Source organism: Terribacillus saccharophilus (assembly GCF_046592595.1).
Lineage (GTDB): Bacteria > Bacillota > Bacilli > Bacillales > Amphibacillaceae > Terribacillus > Terribacillus saccharophilus_C.
In genome coordinates this window covers 358508-376843 of record NZ_JAWVPF010000001.1, presented here as the reverse complement: position 1 = coordinate 376843, position 18336 = coordinate 358508, and the positions used below count along the sequence as shown (strand labels likewise).

Below are 18336 nucleotides of genomic sequence, written 5' to 3'. Positions count from 1 at the left end.
TTATTATGACAAAAGAATCATTACAAATGCTAGGTTTTGAGATTGTTGCATATGCCGGGGATGCGCGCAGCTCGCTAATGAAATTGCTGCGGGAAGTGCGTACAGGTAACTTCGAGAATGTAAAAGAAGAGTTGAAAAATGCGGATGAAAACCTTAAATTGGCTCACAATGCACAAACACAGATACTGGCAGATGAGGCAGCCGGCAAGGATATGGATATTGGCTTCATCTTCATCCATGGTCAGGATCATCTGATGACGACATTGCTTCTTCGGGAGCTTGTACAGGACTTCGTCGAGCTCTACCGCAAAACGAGTTAAAAGGAGGAAGTAGGATGAAAGGGATTATTGGACAAATTGAAAAAGGGAAACCGTTCTTCGAGAAGGTTTCCCGAAATATCTATCTTGGGGCAGTTCGTGATGGTTTCCTGACGGCAATGCCTGCAATCCTGTTCGCAAGTATCTTCATCCTTCTGGCGGCTTTGCCGGAAGTACTTGGATTCGCCTGGCCGGAAAGTGTTTCGACATGGCTGTGGAAAGTATATAACTATTCCATGGGCGTGGTAGGCTTGCTGGTTTCCGCTACTACAGCCAGAAGTCTAAGTGAATCAGTGAACCGGAAAATGCCGAAGAATAAAGTGATCAACTCGACATCGGCAATGCTCGCATCCATTGTGGGGTTCATGCTATTGAGCGTTTCGCAGATCGACGGCGGATTCTCTGCCGAATACATGGGAACCAAAGGTTTACTGGCATCATTTGTATCCGCTTTCATAACAGTTAATGTCTATCGTGTCTGTGTATTGAAAAACATTACGATCAAAATGCCAAAGGAAGTGCCAGGAACGATTTCCCAGACATTCAAGGATATCTTTCCATTTGCATTCTCCGTCCTTGGTATGGTCATTATCGACTTGATTGTTCGTACTACTTTGAATGTTCCATTTGCGGAAGCACTAGTCAAACTGCTTTCCCCATTATTCACTGCGGCCGACGGCTACCTTGGTATCATGATCATCTGGGGTATGATGGCATTCTTCTGGTTTGTCGGTGTGCACGGTCCGTCTATCGTTGAACCAGCGATTGCTGCCATCATCTATGTCAATGTAGAGGCTAATCTGCAGCTATATAATGCAGGAGAGCAGGCATCCAATGTCTTGACAGTAGGCCTTGGTAACTTTGTAGGTACGATGGGCGGAACAGGTGCCACGCTTGTGGTACCGTTCATCTTCATGCTCTTGGCAAAATCGAAGCAGCTGAAGGCAGTTGGTAAGGCGTCCTTCATACCAGTCAGTTTTGCGGTGAACGAGCCATTATTATTCTCTGCGCCGATCATCCTGAATCCGTATTTCTTCATTCCATTCTTGCTGACACCGATGATCAACGTATGTATCTTTAAATTCTTCGTTGATGTCATCGGCATGAATAGTTTCATGTATGTCCTGCCTTGGGCCACGCCGGCACCAATAGGCCTTGTGCTCGGAACCGGAATGGGATTATGGTCGTTCGTGCTAGTGTTGACCTTGATTGTCGTAGACTTCTTGATTTATCTGCCATTCTGTAAGGTATACGACAAAGAGCTCGTCATGCAGGAAGCGCGCAACGCGCAGCTGGAAGCGGCGGCAAGAACGCAGCCAGCAATGGCTTCCGCAGTAAGCGGCATTGCAGCCACGCAAGCAGCAGTAGAATTGGAAGAAACAGAATCTGTATCAAATGAAGTAAAACCCACAAACGTCCTCGTCCTTTGTGCAGGTGCTGGTACAAGTGCCATGCTAGCCAATGCTTTAACAGAAGGAGCCGAACAATTCAGCGTACCGATCTCTGCGTCTGCTGGAGCATACGGCTCGCATTATGAAATCATGCAAGATTACGATATGGTCATCCTGGCACCTCAGGTAGGGTCGTATTTTGAAGATATAAAAGAAGATACTGATCGTCTCGGTATTAAATTAGCTGCAACAAAAGGCGCAGAGTATATCAGTTTGACACGTGATCCGAAGAAAGCGATTGACTACGTTATCGACCAGCTTAAATAAGCAGGAGGAGAATATCTTGAAGAAGAAGTTCGTATTGCTGTTTGCTTTAATGTTAAGTTTATCGAGTGCTTTCGTAGCAGTTCACCCCGCTGAAGCAGCTGGCTATGACAGCTCCTTCATCCGAGGTGCAGATATTTCAACGCTGGCGGATATGGAGAAAGCTGGAGCAAAGTATTATGAAAATGGTGTGCAGAAGGATCCCTTGCAAATCTTAAAAGACAATGGAGCTAACTATGTCAGGCTGCGTATTTGGAATGACCCGAAAGATGCAGCTGGCAATTCGTATGGTGCAGGTACAAATGATTTGAAAACGACAATCGATTTGGCCAAGCGAGCTAAAGCGAAAGGTATGAAGGTATTGCTTGATTTCCATTACAGCGATTTCTGGGTTGATCCTGGTAAGCAAAATCTGCCGAAAAGCTGGCAGGGATTATCCTTCGAACAGCTAAACACGACGGTATATGATTATACGTATAGCGTGCTTGCCGAAATGAATAAGCAAAATGTCTACCCGGATATGGTTCAGATAGGAAATGAATTAAATAGCGGCATGCTGTGGCCTCATGGTAAGAGCTGGGGAGAAGGCGGCGGTGAATTCGACAGACTGGCAGCTTTCCTCAAGTCTGGTATCAAAGCGGTTAAGGATACAGAGCCGAAAGATACCACTTTGATGCTGCATTTGGCAGAGGGCGGTAATTATGAAACCTTTAAATGGTGGTTCGACGAAATTACTGCCCGCAATGTGGAATACGATACAATTGGAATTTCCTATTATCCTTATTGGCACGGTACGCTGGATGACTTGGAAACAAATATGAACAATATATCCAAGCGTTATGGGAAAGATGTCATTGTTGTCGAAACAGCATATGGCCATACGACGGGTAACGCCGATGCAAAGGAAAATGCATTTGGTCAGGAAGAAGCTGCAGCTGCAGGTTATGCAGCAACCCCGAAAGAACAACATAACTTCATGCAGGATCTGGTAACATCTGTCCAGCAAGTGCCGAATAAGAAGGGAACCGGATTCTTCTACTGGGAGCCACTATGGAATAACGGAAAAGTATCCTGGGCTACGACAGCTGGTATGAATTATCTCGGCGTTACAGATGATCCGGGTAATGAGTGGGATAACCAAGCAATCTTTGATTTCAATGGAAATGCATTGGATGCTGTGAAGATCTTTGGTACTCCGAATGCAGCTGCTCAGACGAATTATGCGAAGAATCCGAGCTTTGAATTAGGCGGATACTCTGGAACTCCGGCGGATTGGACAAAATGGACTGGTTCTGGAACAACAGGCACAGCTGTCAAAACAGAAGCTGATGCTCTTGACGGGAATTACAAGTTATCGTTCTGGAATGCAACAGCATATGAAGCTTCTGTCTACCAGCAGCTGACGGGTTTGACGAATGGCACGTATAAACTATCTGCTTGGGTAAAGTCTGGCGGTACACATACAACTTCTGAGATCTATACGAAGAATGGCAGTACACAGCTGAAACAGACAATACCTGTAGTTGCTTCGGATTGGACAAAAGTAACGCTTGATAATGTCAAAGTCACAGACGGTAAAATAGAGATTGGAATCTACAACAAAGCGCAAGCGAATGCTTGGATGAATGTCGATCACATAAAGCTCCAGAAGAAATAAGAAAAGCCCGCAGTTATACTGCGGGCTTTTCTTATTCTGTTGTCAGTGCTTCAAGAGAATCCAGAATATGATCAATCAAATTCGGCAGATCCTCCATCTGATTCTCGTTGATTTTCCGGTCAAAGCGGACTTCGACTTTATTTTGGTAATACTTTTGCTTTCTATCGTACGTATATTGCAGTGTTTGTTCCGGGCGGCTTGGCGGTGTCCAAATCTGAGTCAGGATAGACTCGATCACAGGACATTCTGTATCAGGTTCTTCTACTGTCATATAGAAGAATAATCGTAAGGTACAGCCAGGATTCCTTTCCGGCTCTTCCAAAATCTCATCTGCCAAATCACGCAAAGAAGCCTCCAGACAAATTTCAGCGGTCACTTCCGCATTTTCCTGCAATGTGAACCCGAGACGGAATTCCCGCGACATTGTAGCCATTTCCATGCGGTCATGCCGGGATACAATGGTTATTTCCTTGTCTAAGTTATCCAAATCATAAAGCTGATTCTCGAAAGCCACTTTCAAGTTATCAAATACAGTAGGATCGAACATCGTGCAGGACCTCGCTTTATCTATATGAGAAAACTCTAGCATAACCCCGATATAGAAACAATCTTTACCCTGGGATGCTAGTAAAAACAGTCCGCATTCGTTACAATTTTATGGAAGACAAATGAGGTGAAGAACGTGTTTAAGATACTATTGATCGAGGATGACAAAAGTCTGTTCGAAGAAATCAGGACGCGATTGACGCAATGGTCTTATGAAGTGCATGGGATAGAAAACTTTGGACAAGTGATGGAAGAGTTCTCCAGTGTGCAGCCGGAATTAGTACTGATTGATATCCAGCTCCCAAGCTATGATGGTTTCCATTGGTGCCGTATGATACGGGCGCATTCCAATGTTCCGATCATCTTCCTGTCGTCGAGGGATCATCCAATGGATATGGTCATGGCGATGCAGCTGGGCGGAGATGATTTTGTCCAAAAGCCGTTCCATTTTGAAGTGCTGATCGCAAAAATCCAGGCTATTCTTCGCCGTGTTTACAACTATAATACCGATAGCGTGACATTGAAAACGTGGAATGGCGCAACGGTTGATTATGAAAAAAATGAAGTGGAGAATGAGACGGGCAAAGTAGAATTGACGAAAAACGAAATGTACATCCTGAAGCTTTTGGTAGAACAGAAAAACAAAATTGTCTCTCGGGAAAGGCTTATTACAAGTCTATGGGATGACGAGCGTTTTATCAGCGATAATACATTGACTGTTAACGTGAATAGACTGCGGAAGAAGCTGGATGACATCGGACTGGGACAGCAGATTGAAACGAAAGTTGGACAAGGCTACTGTGCATTGGAGACAGGGCAGCCATGATTCGAAAATATCTTCGGGATAAAGCCAGCTGGATAGGCATGTTCGTCCTGCTTTCCGGATTGCTGCTGTTAGTGGCGTATGTGGATACGACGATTCCTTTTGATTCTATCTTTTATGTACTTTTGCTGTTCTGGCTGCTTCTTACGGTATTCCTCATCTTCCGTTATCACCGGGAGACACGCTTTTATCGCAGCTTGAATGACTGGGAGAAGAGTCTGGATGCTTCGACATTGCCAGATCCAGATCGGCCATACGAATATATCGTTCACGAGAGTCTCCAAGAGCAAGTGAATTTCCTGAATCGAACTTCTTCTGATCGACGGGAGATGTTAGAGCGGGAGAAGGATGAACTGCTTTCCTGGATTCATGAAGTTAAGACACCGCTGACAGCTATGCAGCTGATCATAGATCGTATGGAAGATGATGCACTGAAGCAGCAGCTGACATATGAATGGCTGCGCGTGCACATGCTGCTCGATACACAAATCCATCAGAAGCGTATCTCATTCATTGAGAATGACTTATATATAGAAGAAATCGAATTGCACACTGTCATCAGTCAGGAAATCCGTTCCTTGCGTTCGTGGTGTATGCAGAAGGGTATCGGATTCGACCTTGATTTGCAGACAGAAGTAGTGCTGAGTGATACAAAATGGCTCACGTTCATTCTGCGCCAGCTGCTATCCAATGCGGTAAAGTACAGTGAAAACAGTGACATTCATATTTCAAGTGAGAAAATCGATGATCATGTGCAGATTCGTATTCAGGATCATGGTATAGGGATTGATGCAAAAGACTTGCCGCGTCTATTTGACCAGGGATTCACGTCCACTATCCAGCACAATAAGGCTGCCACCGGCATGGGGCTTTACTTGACCAAAAAAGCGGCAATACCGCTGAAAATCAGAGTGGATGTAGCTTCTGAACTCGGTAAGGGCACATGTGTTACACTTACTTTCCCGAAACGAAACGATATGGTCGGCATGACTGGCGTGTGACAGGATTGTCACACGCTTTTGTTCGTTTGTTAGCTGAAAAGCAGGAGCATATTTTAAAGCATCCGTATACTTGAGGTAACAAATCAGACAAAGAGGTGCGAAACAATGGGAATTCTAGAAGCCACAAGAGTCCAGAAGAATTACGGAAATAAATTCAATAAACAGGAAGTGCTGCGAGGTGTCGATCTTAGTATCGAAGAGGGAGAGTTCGTTGGCATCATGGGTTCTTCCGGATCTGGTAAAACAACGCTGCTGAATGTGCTTTCTTCCATCGACCGTGCGAGCGGTGGAACTATCCTGATCCAAAACAACGAAATCACGAACATGAGAGAGAAGCAGCTGGCTGAATTTCGCAAGAACCATCTTGGCTTTGTATTCCAGGACTATAACTTGCTTGATACGCTGACAGTGAAGGAGAACATACTGCTTCCTTTATCTATCAAAAAAGTGCCAAAAAAAGAGGCTGATCGCAAATTTGAGGAAGTAGCTAATCAGCTCGGTATCTTGGAGCTGCAAAATAAATATCCAAGCGAGATTTCCGGAGGTCAAAAGCAGCGGACATCTGCTGCGCGTGCATTCATCCATGAGCCAAGCATCATCTTTGCAGATGAACCGACAGGTGCACTGGATTCCAAATCAGCATCCGATTTGTTGAACAAGCTTAGTTCATTGAATGCAAATCGAAAAGCAACCATTGTCATGGTAACCCACGATCCAGCAGCCGCCAGCTATTGCAGCCGCGTCATCTTCATCAAAGACGGACAGATTTATACACAGCTGAATAAAGGCCAACAAGAGCGCCAAGCTTTCTTCAAAGACATCATGGCCACACAAGGTGTGCTCAGCGGGGTGCAAAATGAGCATTAATAGTCTGATACTCCGCAATCTGAAGAAAAACCTGCGTAACTATTATCTATATGTATTTGCTTTAATTTTCAGTGCTGGTCTATATTTTGCATTTGTGACGCTGCAGTATGACAAGTCGATGGATCCTGTAGAAGGTTCGGTAAAAGGCGGAGCAGGGATAGCCACCGCTTCGGTGCTTCTGATCTTTATCGTTGCAGTATTCTTGCTGTATGCAAATACAATTTTTATCAAACAGCGCAGCAAGGAAATTGGTTTGTTTCAGCTGATTGGAATGACGAAAAATAAGATTTTCAGATTATTAAGCGCAGAAAATGCCATCCTTTATTTTGGCAGTCTCTTAATTGGTATCCTATTAGGATTTGCCGGTTCGAAGCTGTTAATCATGATATTGTTTAAAGTTACAGGTGTGGAAGGAATTGCATCGTTGTCCTTTTCATCAAGAGCATTACTTCAAACGCTGCTAGTATTCCTTTTTATTTACGTACTTATCATGCTGATGAACATACTGTTCATCAAACGCCAAACGATTCTTTCATTGTTTCACGTGAAATCAAAAACAGAAATGACAGCAAGGAAACTATCTGTTTTCCAAGTTATCATCGGTATTTTAGGTATCGCACTGATTGCGGTGGGATACGTTGTCTCGGGAAAGCTGTTTGATGGTGATTTCTCATCCATGGTGGAATTGTTCGGAGCTATGTTCTTTATCTTGTTCTGTGTCATTCTTGGTACTTACTTGTTCTATAAAGGATCTGTCGCGTTCCTGGTAAGCCTTATCAGGAAGCAAAAAGGCGGCTACTTGAATATCAAAGAAGTGTTGTCCCTTTCGTCCATCATGTTCCGCATGAAGTCCAATGCGATGCTGCTTACCATCATCACTACTGTATCTGCGTTGGCAATCGGGTTGCTTTCCTTAAGTTATATTACGTTTTATTCCGCTGAAGATACGGCTTATAACTATACAGGAGGAGAAGATTTTTCCTTGCTGACAGAAAGCGATGCTGAAGCCTTTCGTCAGGCAATGGATGATAATGATATTGCTTATACAGAAGACAAAGCGGAAGTGTACACAGTACAGCTCAATATTGAAGACATCCTGCAAACAAAGCTGGAGCTGAACTTTAATGCATCTATGATGGATACAGCTGTTATAAGCGAGAAGGCAGCAGGGTTGGATGTGGCTCCAGATGAATTGAAACTGACTGGATATAATGAGCTGCTGCAGCGTTTCATGTCACTAAAAGATGAAGGGGAGGTTGTTGTCCATGGAAAAGAGTCCGAAACGGCGCTGCATTACACGGGGCTTGAGGACGAATATCCAATCTCCAACTATTACACCATGGGCGGCCTGCCGACAATGATTGTCGATGATGCTGTGTTCCAGGAATTGAAGCAGGATATAAATCCAGATTTGAATCAGGGCTATCATTGGTATTTCGGTTATACGATCGAGAATAATGATCAGCTGCAAAAAGCAAATGATTTATTCAACAGCTTGGATTTAGAGGCAAAGGATAACAGTGAATCTAGAATCGATATACTGGAAGATCAGAAATCAACAATCGGATTGACATTATTCATCGTCGGCTTCCTTGGTCTGACTTTCCTGATTACTTCCGGCTGTATCCTTTACTTTAAGCAAATGGATGAAGCAGAAAGCGAGAAACCGAATTACACGATCCTCCGCAAGCTTGGGTTCACAACAACTGATCTGCGCCGCGGTATCCAGCGCAAGCAGCTGTTTAACTTCGGAATCCCGCTCGTCATCGGACTTTTGCACAGCTATTTTGCTGTCCAATCTGGCTGGTTCCTGTTTGGATCGGTCATGCTGACACCGATGATTGTTGTTATGGTGATTTATACAATCTTGTATTCAATCTTTGGTATTCTTTCAGTCGTACATTATAACAAGGTAATCAAACAATCGCTTTAAATAAAACCCTTCCAGGGCAGTCAACAGACTGTCCTTTTTTCGTGTCAGAATCCATAAGTTTTCTGTGGTTTCCAAAGGGTATAGGAGAAGGAGAGTATGATACATACTAGTGCTAGAAAAGGAGGAGAATCGAATGAGGATACTGATGATTCTGCTTGCAGTTTTCGTGCTCAGTGCGTGCGGTAATAATGAATCACAAACGCAAGATAGCCAGGGTGCCAATGATAAGGAACATATGCAGCATGATGAATCTGGAAAATTGCCGGAGGGGCTGGAGGAAGCAGATGATCCTGAATTTCCGCCTGGCAGCAAAGCCATCATCCAGGCTGACCATATGGAAGGTATGAAAGGTGCAGAAGCGACAATCGTGGGTGCATTTGATACATATGCTTATGAAGTGTCGTATACGCCAACGAATGGCGGCAAGCACGTTGATCACCATCGCTGGGTGATTCAAGAAGAGCTGAAGGAACCGGGTGACCATCCATTGGAACCAGGAATAGAGGCTACACTTGAGGCTGACCATATGGAAGGCATGAAGGGAGCAACTGCGATTGTGGAAAAGATCGAGGATACAGCAGTATATATGGTCGACTATACTTCGACAGTAACAGGTGAAGAAGTGAAAAATCATAAGTGGCTGACGGAAGAAGAGTTGGCACCGTTAAAAGAATAGCTCCATAGCGGAGCTATTTTTTTATGGAAATTTATCTTTACAAATAGTAATCGTTACGATAATATACAAAACGTAATGATTACGAAATTATCCCATACATATAGATTTAGAGGAGGAAGACGGATGAAGAAGTTATGGATGAAGGTTTTAGGAGTAGCAGGATTGTTATTACTGCTTGCAGCTTGTACGAATAATGCAGATTCGGAGGGTGATAAAAAGCATCTGACCTTCGTTTATAATTTCGCGACGAATTCCTTGGATCCGAATGTAGACTCCAGCTATGTGCCTCTGCGTGCAGGTATGACAGAAACGTTGGTTCGATTGAATGAAGAAACACTTAAGATTGAACCGTGGCTTGCAGAGAGCTGGGAAGGTACAAACGAAGGTAGAGAATGGACAATCAAGCTTCGTGAAGGTATCAAATTCCAAAACGGAGAACCGATGGATGCAGATGCGGTAAAAGCATCATTGGAAAGATCTTTAAAGGATAACGTAGCCATCCAAAATGCATTGAAAATTGATACTATCGAAGCAACAGACGAGAGGACATTGCAGGTTACGAATACACAGGCATTTCCGGAATTCGTTTCAGAACTTGTAAACCCCAACGTATCCATCATTGATGTAGAGGCAGGAGACTTTGTAAATAATCCGATTGGGACAGGCCCTTTCAAACTGGAAACCTTCACACCAGGCAGCAAATTGGAGCTTGTTCGCAATGAGGACTATTGGGATGAAAAAGCAAAGCTGGATTCTGTGACGTTCTCCTTCAATGAAGATGCGAATGCACGATCTTTAGCACTCGAGTCGGGTGATGCGGATGTTGTATTTCGTCCAGAAACAGAAAGTATCGAGAGCTTGGAAGCAAAGGATGGCATTAAGGTTGAATCAACAGAGACTTTCCGCGTTCACCAGATGACGATGAATATGGAGCGGGAAGAACTAAAGGATGTAAATGTTCGTAAGGCATTAGACGCCTTGATTAATCGAGATGAAATCGCTGATTCTGTATTGCTTGGGTATGCACAGCCGGCTAAAGGTCCATTCCCCGATTCCTTGCCATTCGCACCAAGCTATAGTGACCATGAAACAGGAGAAGATGTGGCAAAGGACTATCTGGAGAAAGCTGGCTATTCGCTAGTGGATGGCAAGATGCAGAAAGACGGGGAACCTCTTGAGCTCACCATGCTGACTTACTCTGCCAGAGCTGATCTTCCATTGATTGCGCAAATATTCCAATCCGATGCGAAGAAACTTGGTATTGAAGTAGAACTGCGTCAAATCGAGATTCCGGAAGAATATATGGCAGCAAATCGGGATTGGGATCTGGCCACATACAGTAATCTGACAGCACCTCGTGGAGATGCAGGGTACTACTTGAATGCGACGTATCATCCAGATGGAGCTTTGAATTTCAGTGGAGCAGATGAACCAGAGCTGACGAAAATCATCGATGAATTAAATGTAACAGTAGATACAGACAAGCGTGCAGAACTGGCAGAAGCTGCTGCCAACTATGTGGATGAAAACCAAATCAATTCGTTTGTGATTTATCCAGACACGCTCGTAGCTTATGATGAAACAAAAGTAAAGAACTGGGTAACAACAAGAAGTGAGTATTATATGATTACAAATCAATTGGATGTGAAGTGATGTTTCGTATTATCGGGAGACGGCTGCTGGAGGTTGTGCTATTCATTTTATTTGTCACCTTCTTCAGTTTTCTTTTCCTTCGCCTTGCACCAGGAGATCCAGCGCTCACAATCCTGAATGTGGATGAGCTGAATGTAAGCCAGGAACAAGTGGAGGCGCTCAGGGAAGATATGGGCTTCAACGATCCATTGCTTGTTCAATATGGGAAGTGGCTGCTGGACTTTATCCAGCTTGATTTCGGTACTTCTTATATTACTAGTCAGCCAGTTACAGAGATGCTGCTGACTGGCCTGCCAGCCACACTGGAGCTGACGATCGGTTCCTTGATTGTTATGCTTGTGGTTGCTATTCCATTAGGTTCTCTTTCAGCGCTGTATAAAGGTAGCTGGATAGATCATCTCAGTCGATATTTTTCCATTATAGGTGCAGCGGTTCCTAGTTTCTGGCTCGGACTTATCCTAATTGATATGTTTGCTGTGAGGCTTAGCTGGTTCCCGACAATGGGGCGTGACAGTTTGCTGTCCCTTGTCCTGCCGGCAGTGACATTGGGACTTGCTATTGCAGGTGTTTACGTGCGGCTGCTCCGTTCCAGTCTATTGGACTCTCTAGGGCAGGAATTTGTTCGTGCGGCGAGAGCACGAGGCATCTCAGAAAGGCGCATCTTCTTTTCGCATGCTTTCCGATACAGTTTGCCACCTGTCATTACAGTATTCGGTGTCAGTCTTGGCAGCTTGATCGGCGGCGTAGTCGTTGTGGAAGTATTATTTGCTTACCCGGGCGTAGGCAAGCTTGTCGTTGACTCTATCCGGCAGCGTGATTATCCGCTGATTCAAGGATATATAGTTTTAATGGCAGCTATCGTATTTGTTGTGAATACATTAGTGGACTTATCTTATCGTTATGTAAATCCTGAACTTCGATTAAAAGAAAGGAAGCTCAGCTAGATGGGTGTTATGGCTCTTTCTCCAAAAAAAATAAAGAAAACCAAGGTCTGGCTAATCAGTGCGCTTTTGCTTTTATTAATAGCAGTAGTGTCATACACCTTCCTTTACTTGAAGCATGATGCCACGATGACAGATGTCGGGAACCGGCTGGCATCTCCGTCATGGGAGCATCCCATGGGAACGGATCATTTAGGACGGGATGTACTGACTAGGCTCTTGCTCGGTTTCCGCCTGACTGTTGGCTACAGTGTGATTGCTTTGGCAGCAGCGGTCATCATCGGTGTTCCTTTCGGTCTGCTTGCTGGATTAAGGGGAGGCTGGCTAGATCGGTTATTCATGCGTATCGCCGATGGCTTCCTAGCTTTCCCGGATACTGTAATTGCCATTGTGCTCAGCGGTTTGCTGGGACCTGGTATAGGCAATCTGCTGTTTGCCATCGTTCTCGTAAAGTGGGTTAATTACGCCCGGATGGTGCGCAGTACCGTACTGACAGAGGTGCAAAAGGACTACATTACCATTGCGAGAATCAATGGTCTTTCCACATTTACGATTATGCGCAAGCATCTGCTGCCGCATATCATCGGAAATGTACTCGTCCTGGCGAGTTTGGATTTTGGTAAGATCATCTTGCTCATTTCCTCGCTTTCATATATCGGTCTTGGAGCACAGCCTCCTACACCAGAATGGGGGGCAATGCTGAACGAATCCCGTCCATATTTCCAAGCAAACCCGGAAATGATGATTTATCCTGGACTAGCAATCGTGGCGGTTGTGTTGGTCGCAAACATGCTTGGAGACTATTTACGAGATAAATTCGATGTGAAAAAGGAGGTGCAGCCATGATTTTATCGATCAAAGATCTAACTGTATCACATGGTGAAAAAACGATTGTTGATCATGTCAGTCTCAGAATCGATAAAGGTGAATGGTTTGCCCTCGTTGGTCAAAGCGGTAGCGGGAAAACAATGCTGTCACAAGCAATTGGCCAGCTGCTGGGACCCAATTTGAGAGCTTATGGCAGTGTAATCTACCAAGGCACCAATATCCTAGAACATCCGAAAACAGAAATGAACCAATTACGAGGGAAGGCTATCAGTTACATCTTCCAAGACTATCACGGTTCATTCACACCGTTTCTGACAATCCAGCAGCATATGGAGGAGTATTTGCAAACGCATGGAGTGAAAGAGAAGACATCTCGTAAATACATGATAAAAGAAGCACTTGAATCAGTCGGTCTGGATGCGGGGTTTGTTAAAAGATACCCATTCCAGCTGAGCGGAGGACAGCTGCAGCGTGCATCTATAGCGCTAGCACTTCTTTTAGAACCTGATATTCTGATTGCAGATGAAGCAACAACGGCACTTGATAGTGTATCAGCGCATAAGATTCTTTCCTTGCTTCAAGAGCTTCAGAAAAAAACAGGCTGTGCCATTCTTTTCATCACACATGACTGGCGGCATGTTGCTCGTTATGCAGATAAAATTGCTGTCATGAAAGATGGGAAAATCATTGAGTCCGGATCAAAACAGAAGCTTATTCATCAGCCGGAACATGCGTATACCAAACAGTTGATCCAGGCTGCACCAACGCTTCCCATACGTATCAAGGAGGCAAACAAGTCATGACTGTCATGGAAATAAGTAATCTGAAGAAGAGCTATAATCCCGGTAAGCTGGCTGTGAATGATGTGTCTCTTTCCATACATCAAGGGGAGAGCTTGGGGTTGGTAGGCGAAAGCGGCTGCGGCAAAAGTACACTGGCTCGCTGCCTGCTAGGTGTCGAAAAGATTGATGATGGATCCATCAGTTTTGATGGTACACCGCTAGCCAATGCAAATCGCAAGGAGCTTCGAGACTATCGCCGAAACGTTCAGACAGTCTTTCAAAATCCAACAGCTGCATTGAATCCAAAGCTGAAAATCAAGGACTCCTTGCTTGATCCTTACATGCAGTTTCAGCAGGAACTCCAACTGGAGCATTTTACATTCCATTCAAAACAAAGTTTTGTAGAACAACTGCTTGAAGCAGTTGAACTGCCAAAAGAACTTGGCGACCGTTATCCGCATGAGCTGAGCGGCGGGCAAAAGCAGCGCGTTACCATTGCGCGCGCCATCAGTATCGAGCCAAAACTCATTGTCCTGGATGAACCGACAGCAAGTCTTGATGTGCTTTCCCAAGGAGCCATTCTCGAGCTGCTTGCTTCCCTGCAAAAGACATTGGGCATGTCCTATCTGTTCATTTCACATGATTTAGCCGCAGTTTATCAGCTGTGTCAGCGCATCGCTGTCATGAAAGATGGGGAACTGCTTGATATATTTCAGAAGGAAGAAATTTACGATAATAGCCGTCATGCTTACACGAAAGAATTGATTAGTATATTTTAAGCGGATGCTCCAAGAGCACCCGCTTTTTTCTTATCCCTCAAACTGTTTCATAAGATCCAACAAAGGCATTTCTCCAAGATCGCCTTCCGGGCGTTTCCGGACAGAAACTGTTTTATTTTGCATTTCATTATCTCCTACAATAAGCAGATAAGGCACTTTTTGCTGTGATCCCTCCCGTATCTTCAATCCGATCTTTTCTGAACGATCATCCACTGAAACACGGTAACCTGCCTGCCGCAATTCCTCACAAACTGCATGAGCATAATCTGCATGTGCATCACTTATCGGGAGAACACTTGCTTGAACAGGTGCCAACCAGAATGGGAAGTCTCCTGCGTAATGCTCGATGAGAATGGCCATAAAGCGCTCGATTGATCCGTAGATGGCGCGGTGTATCATGATCGGCTGTCTGCGGCTGTTTTCTTGATCCACGTAGCTGCAGTCAAATTTCTCAGGCATTTGGAAATCGAGCTGAACAGTTCCGCATTGCCAGCTGCGTCCAAGGCTGTCGAGAATGTGAAAGTCGATCTTTGGACCGTAAAATGCCCCATCGCCTGCATTTACTTTGTAAGCAATTCCCTGTCGTTTCAGTACATTCTCTAAGGCTGCCTCCGCTTTATCCCAAATAGAAGGTGACCCCATGAAGTCCTCTGGGCGAGTGGAAAGTTCTACTTCATAAGAAAAGCCGAATAGGCTGTAAAACGCATCAATCAGCTCCAATACTTTCTCCACTTCTTGTTCAATCTGATCTTCACGAACGAACAGATGTGCATCATCCTGTGTGAATGACCGAACACGCAGTAATCCATTCAGGGAACCTGAGAGTTCATGCCGGTGCACCAGACCTAATTCCGCATAACGCAATGGAAGATCGCGATAGCTCCGGAGCTTGCTGTTGTAAATAAGCACGGCACCGGGGCAGCTCATCGGTTTGATTGCATAGCGCTGATCATCTACCTCAGAGAAATACATGTTTTCATGATAATGATCCCAGTGGCCGGACTGCTCCCAGAGCTGCTGCTTCATCATGATGGGAGTCTTGATCTCATCATATCCAGCCTGGGCATGTTTTTCCTTCCACAGCTCCTCTAATTTATTGCGCAGCACCATTCCCTTCGGTAAAAAGAAAGGCATGCCCGGTGCTTCCTCCATACTTAGGAAAAGCTCGAGCTGCTGCCCGAGTTTGCGATGGTTCCTTTTTTCTGCTTCTGCTTGTTTGTTCATGATAATTCCTCCTTTTAAATATAAAAAAAGACCACAATCCTCCCGTGATCGGGACGATTGTGGTCGTGGTTCCACCCAGATTTCCGCCAGAAAAATGGCGCTCATATGTTTTAACGGTTTCTACCGATAGCGGATACTGCTAGTTCCCCGCTATAGCTTGAAGGTGGTAATCCAAGTCGTTCTCCTGCAGGGCTCTCAGCCGGCGACCCTGCTTTCTGTCAGGAGAAGGATGACCCGAATCATGTCCTTCGCATTGCTTTTCTCGATATAAAATTGTAAACAAAAAGACCGCACTCATCTCCCTGAAGGGACGATTGCGGTCGTGGTTCCACCCTAATTCCATCAGCATTCAGCTGACGCTCCAAAATACGATAACGGTCTTCCCGATTACGGATACTAATGTTTCCCCGTAATAGCTCAAAGGCGGTAATGCATGTGCTTATCTGTGAAGGTTCCAGCAATTCCTTCACTCTCTGGAAGAAAGAGGCGCGTGCATCTTGTCCTTATCATTGCTTCTGTTTTGTTGTATGCTCATTATACAGATACTGGATATAGCCGTCAAATGGAAATGAGGGATTTTTTTGAGAGACCCAAAAGATACTGCCAAAAGATTCATCGAAATCAATCACCCCGAATGCGCAGGAGCATTGCTGGCAGGAAGCTGTGCCAGAGGGGAAGCAACACAGACCTCTGATTTGGATATTATTATTCTGTACGCAGGAGAAAATCAGGCATATAGGGAATCATTACTTTTTGAAGGATGGCCGGTAGAGGCATTTGTATACACCGGAGAAGCTTACCTCAAATTCTTTGCCAGTGATGCAGAGCGTGGAATCCCGTCCATGCCAAGGATGGTGAGTGAAGCGATTGTGCTGAAGGAGTCGCCGGCCGTTACAAAGATGAAATCCGGAGCAAACAGCATATTTTCTGCTGGACCTTCCCCCTGGAACAAACAAAAGATCGATCATAACCGGTACATGATTACGAACTTAGTTGATGATTTCGTAGATAAAGAAGTTGGTGGAGAAGCATATTTTCTGGCAAATGCAATCATCAATGATCTGGCCATATTCACACTCCGTACCAGACAGCATTGGATTGGTTCTGGTAAATGGATGTTCAGGGAGCTGAAGAGTATGGACGCAGCGCTCGCGAATCAATTCGAGCAAAGTTTAGCTGCGTTTTATCAGCAGCATGATAAACAAGCTATCGTGCAGCTGGTAGATGACTGCCTGGATCCATACGGCGGTCGACTATTCGAGGGATATTATGTTGGGTAAGGGAGAGAGAAATCCATGGAAATCAGAAAATTGACTGCAGCTGATGCGGAAGCATACTGGGAACTTAGACTGCAAGCCTTGCAGGCACATCCAGATGCATTCGGTACTTCCTATGAGGATGCAATAAAACAAGAAAACCCGATAGAAAGAGTAAAGGGAAATCTAGAGAGCTCGCATGCAGAGACCTATGGAATATTTATGCATGATAAGCTCGCCGGCAACGCAACTTTAAGATATGAGACGCCTGCAAAGCTCCTCCACCGTGCAGATTTAGTAGCAGTTTATCTAGCTCCGGAAACAAGAGGAAAAGGGTATGGAAAAAAGCTGATAGAGCATATGCTCAAAGTGGCTAAAGAACGTGAGGGCATAGAGAAGGTAAATCTGGTCGTAGCTGCGACAAATCCGGTTGCCAAGCATGTTTACGAACAAGCTGGGTTCAAGCAATTTGGCGTAGAAGAGCATGCATTGAAAATAGGAGATACATATATTTCGGAAATACATATGGCTTTGATCCTGGGGGAGAGCAAATGAATTTCATTTTTGATTTGGATGGCACGATTTGCTTTAAGGGTAAACCTGTTACGAGGGATATTATCGACACATTGAAGGAAATGGAAGACAATGGTCATCAAGTGATTTTCGCTTCTGCGCGCCCGATCCGTGATTTATTGCCTGTTATCGATGAGCACTTTCATTCAACTAAGCTTATTGGAGGAAATGGCTCCCTCATCTCTAGCAATGGAAAGGTTATTTTGGCTCGAGCATTCTCACCTGTCCAGTTAACTGCCATGAAAAATCTAATAGAAATATTCAGCGCTGCTTACTTAATAGACGGAGAATGGAACTATGCTTATACAGGGGATCCAGAACACCCGATAAAGTCCAATCTTGATCCAAAGAATCTGGCTGAGGAAGTACTGTTGGAGGATTTGGGACAGGTAGTGAAAATCCTTATCCTTCATTCTGCAGATCAGGAAAAAATAGCTTCAGAAGCAGAAAAACTAGGTCTGCGAGTCCATCGGCATCATGGGGAGGATATTGTAGACATTAGCCCGCCAGGTATCGACAAATGGAGTGCAATACAAGAATTAGGAATCAAAGAAAAAGAGTATATTGCTTTTGGCAATGATGCGAATGATATAGAGATGTTCCGCCATGCCAAGTATGGGGTGATGATTGGAGATCATAAAGAATTAGCGGCCTATGCACAGAGAGCCATCCCTTTGGATGAGGTTTGCGAACAGACAATTATCGATTGCTTGAATGAATTAAATGATGAAAAAACGTCCATGGCATTTACATGAAATACATAGA

The 18336-nt window shown here is 44.6% G+C and carries 18 protein-coding genes and 1 other annotated feature; of the genes, 16 read left to right on the top strand and 2 right to left on the bottom strand.

Going from position 1 to position 18336, the window contains the following annotated elements; translation table 11 throughout:
* Nucleotides 1-5: 5 nt before the first annotated feature.
* The 3 genes from SFC25_RS01820 to SFC25_RS01810 are packed head-to-tail and all read left to right on the top strand — an operon-like array spanning nucleotide 6 to nucleotide 3689.
* Nucleotides 6-320 (top strand): PTS lactose/cellobiose transporter subunit IIA, encoded by a 315-nt coding sequence (locus tag SFC25_RS01820; protein WP_411213638.1) that lies wholly within the window; start codon nucleotides 6-8, stop codon nucleotides 318-320.
* A 14-nt stretch (nucleotides 321-334) separates the two neighbouring features.
* Nucleotides 335-2035, top strand: coding sequence for a PTS lactose transporter subunit IIBC (locus tag SFC25_RS01815; RefSeq protein ID WP_411213637.1), 1701 nt, complete (start codon nucleotides 335-337; stop codon nucleotides 2033-2035).
* A 16-nt stretch (nucleotides 2036-2051) separates the two neighbouring features.
* A complete protein-coding gene (locus SFC25_RS01810) occupies nucleotides 2052-3689 on the top strand; it encodes a glycosyl hydrolase 53 family protein (RefSeq protein WP_411213636.1) in 1638 nt (545 codons plus the stop codon).
* A gap of 31 nt (nucleotides 3690-3720) precedes the next feature.
* On the opposite strand, the gene SFC25_RS01805 is transcribed toward SFC25_RS01810, so the two are convergent.
* Nucleotides 3721-4236 carry a hypothetical protein gene (locus tag SFC25_RS01805; RefSeq protein ID WP_411213635.1) on the bottom strand — a complete coding sequence of 172 codons (516 nt, stop codon included), beginning with the start codon at nucleotides 4234-4236 and terminating at the stop codon, nucleotides 3721-3723.
* A 135-nt stretch (nucleotides 4237-4371) separates the two neighbouring features.
* Between SFC25_RS01805 and SFC25_RS01800 the strand changes: the two genes are divergently transcribed.
* From SFC25_RS01800 to SFC25_RS01755, 10 genes are all read left to right on the top strand, one after another.
* Nucleotides 4372-5061, top strand: coding sequence for a response regulator transcription factor (locus tag SFC25_RS01800; RefSeq protein ID WP_411213634.1), 690 nt, complete (start codon nucleotides 4372-4374; stop codon nucleotides 5059-5061).
* On the top strand, nucleotides 5058-6059 hold the full coding sequence (locus SFC25_RS01795) for a sensor histidine kinase (RefSeq protein WP_411213633.1): 1002 nt from the start codon (nucleotides 5058-5060) through the stop codon (nucleotides 6057-6059). Before SFC25_RS01800 ends, SFC25_RS01795 begins: the two co-directional genes overlap by 4 nt.
* 105 nt (nucleotides 6060-6164) lie before the next feature.
* Complete coding sequence (locus SFC25_RS01790; RefSeq protein ID WP_411213632.1) at nucleotides 6165-6926, top strand: ABC transporter ATP-binding protein; 762 nt, start codon at nucleotides 6165-6167, stop codon at nucleotides 6924-6926.
* Entirely contained in the window at nucleotides 6916-8859 is a 1944-nt protein-coding gene (locus tag SFC25_RS01785) for an ABC transporter permease (protein ID WP_411213631.1), read from the top strand. Before SFC25_RS01790 ends, SFC25_RS01785 begins: the two co-directional genes overlap by 11 nt.
* Before the next feature lie 133 nt (nucleotides 8860-8992).
* Nucleotides 8993-9535: a YdhK family protein gene (locus tag SFC25_RS01780; RefSeq protein WP_411213630.1), complete on the top strand. Its 543-nt coding sequence runs from the start codon at nucleotides 8993-8995 to the stop codon at nucleotides 9533-9535.
* Nucleotides 9536-9658: 123 nt separating this feature from the next.
* Nucleotides 9659-11188 (top strand): nickel ABC transporter substrate-binding protein, encoded by a 1530-nt coding sequence (nikA, locus tag SFC25_RS01775; protein WP_411213629.1) that lies wholly within the window; start codon nucleotides 9659-9661, stop codon nucleotides 11186-11188.
* Nucleotides 11188-12132: a nickel ABC transporter permease gene (nikB, locus tag SFC25_RS01770; protein WP_411213628.1), complete on the top strand. Its 945-nt coding sequence runs from the start codon at nucleotides 11188-11190 to the stop codon at nucleotides 12130-12132. Before nikA ends, nikB begins: the two co-directional genes overlap by 1 nt.
* 9 nt (nucleotides 12133-12141) lie before the next feature.
* Nucleotides 12142-12975: a nickel transporter permease gene (nikC, locus tag SFC25_RS01765; RefSeq protein WP_411213766.1), complete on the top strand. Its 834-nt coding sequence runs from the start codon at nucleotides 12142-12144 to the stop codon at nucleotides 12973-12975.
* On the top strand, nucleotides 12972-13760 hold the full coding sequence (locus tag SFC25_RS01760) for an ABC transporter ATP-binding protein (RefSeq protein ID WP_411213627.1): 789 nt from the start codon (nucleotides 12972-12974) through the stop codon (nucleotides 13758-13760). Before nikC ends, SFC25_RS01760 begins: the two co-directional genes overlap by 4 nt.
* Entirely contained in the window at nucleotides 13757-14518 is a 762-nt protein-coding gene (locus tag SFC25_RS01755; RefSeq protein ID WP_411213626.1) for an ABC transporter ATP-binding protein, read from the top strand. Before SFC25_RS01760 ends, SFC25_RS01755 begins: the two co-directional genes overlap by 4 nt.
* Before the next feature lie 30 nt (nucleotides 14519-14548).
* Here SFC25_RS01755 and thrS read toward each other — a convergent pair whose 3' ends face one another.
* Nucleotides 14549-15742, bottom strand: coding sequence for a threonine--tRNA ligase (thrS, locus tag SFC25_RS01750; RefSeq protein ID WP_411213625.1), 1194 nt, complete (start codon nucleotides 15740-15742; stop codon nucleotides 14549-14551).
* Between the two features lie 303 nt (nucleotides 15743-16045).
* Nucleotides 16046-16261, bottom strand: a binding site (T-box leader).
* A 62-nt stretch (nucleotides 16262-16323) separates the two neighbouring features.
* Between thrS and SFC25_RS01745 the strand changes: the two genes are divergently transcribed.
* The 3 genes from SFC25_RS01745 to SFC25_RS01735 are packed head-to-tail and all read left to right on the top strand — an operon-like array spanning nucleotide 16324 to nucleotide 18326.
* Nucleotides 16324-17022 (top strand): nucleotidyltransferase domain-containing protein, encoded by a 699-nt coding sequence (locus tag SFC25_RS01745; protein WP_411213624.1) that lies wholly within the window; start codon nucleotides 16324-16326, stop codon nucleotides 17020-17022.
* Nucleotides 17023-17037: 15 nt separating this feature from the next.
* On the top strand, nucleotides 17038-17553 hold the full coding sequence (locus tag SFC25_RS01740) for a GNAT family N-acetyltransferase (protein WP_411213623.1): 516 nt from the start codon (nucleotides 17038-17040) through the stop codon (nucleotides 17551-17553).
* Nucleotides 17550-18326, top strand: a complete 777-nt coding sequence (locus tag SFC25_RS01735; protein ID WP_411213622.1) for an HAD-IIB family hydrolase — start codon at nucleotides 17550-17552, stop codon at nucleotides 18324-18326. Before SFC25_RS01740 ends, SFC25_RS01735 begins: the two co-directional genes overlap by 4 nt.
* The last annotated feature ends 10 nt before the right edge of the window (nucleotides 18327-18336 follow it).

Coding starts and splice junctions, on each gene's coding strand:
- SFC25_RS01805 (WP_411213635.1), bottom strand. CDS start 4,236: ATGTTCGATCCTACTGTATTTGATAACTTGAAAGTGGCTTTCGAGAAT.
- SFC25_RS01790 (WP_411213632.1), top strand. CDS start 6,165: ATGGGAATTCTAGAAGCCACAAGAGTCCAGAAGAATTACGGAAATAAA.
- SFC25_RS01755 (WP_411213626.1), top strand. CDS start 13,757: ATGACTGTCATGGAAATAAGTAATCTGAAGAAGAGCTATAATCCCGGT.
- SFC25_RS01785 (WP_411213631.1), top strand. CDS start 6,916: ATGAGCATTAATAGTCTGATACTCCGCAATCTGAAGAAAAACCTGCGT.
- SFC25_RS01735 (WP_411213622.1), top strand. CDS start 17,550: ATGAATTTCATTTTTGATTTGGATGGCACGATTTGCTTTAAGGGTAAA.
- thrS (WP_411213625.1), bottom strand. CDS start 15,742: ATGAACAAACAAGCAGAAGCAGAAAAAAGGAACCATCGCAAACTCGGG.
- SFC25_RS01820 (WP_411213638.1), top strand. CDS start 6: ATGACAAAAGAATCATTACAAATGCTAGGTTTTGAGATTGTTGCATAT.
- SFC25_RS01740 (WP_411213623.1), top strand. CDS start 17,038: ATGGAAATCAGAAAATTGACTGCAGCTGATGCGGAAGCATACTGGGAA.
- SFC25_RS01780 (WP_411213630.1), top strand. CDS start 8,993: ATGAGGATACTGATGATTCTGCTTGCAGTTTTCGTGCTCAGTGCGTGC.
- SFC25_RS01760 (WP_411213627.1), top strand. CDS start 12,972: ATGATTTTATCGATCAAAGATCTAACTGTATCACATGGTGAAAAAACG.
- SFC25_RS01815 (WP_411213637.1), top strand. CDS start 335: ATGAAAGGGATTATTGGACAAATTGAAAAAGGGAAACCGTTCTTCGAG.
- nikB (WP_411213628.1), top strand. CDS start 11,188: ATGTTTCGTATTATCGGGAGACGGCTGCTGGAGGTTGTGCTATTCATT.
- nikA (WP_411213629.1), top strand. CDS start 9,659: ATGAAGAAGTTATGGATGAAGGTTTTAGGAGTAGCAGGATTGTTATTA.
- nikC (WP_411213766.1), top strand. CDS start 12,142: ATGGCTCTTTCTCCAAAAAAAATAAAGAAAACCAAGGTCTGGCTAATC.
- SFC25_RS01795 (WP_411213633.1), top strand. CDS start 5,058: ATGATTCGAAAATATCTTCGGGATAAAGCCAGCTGGATAGGCATGTTC.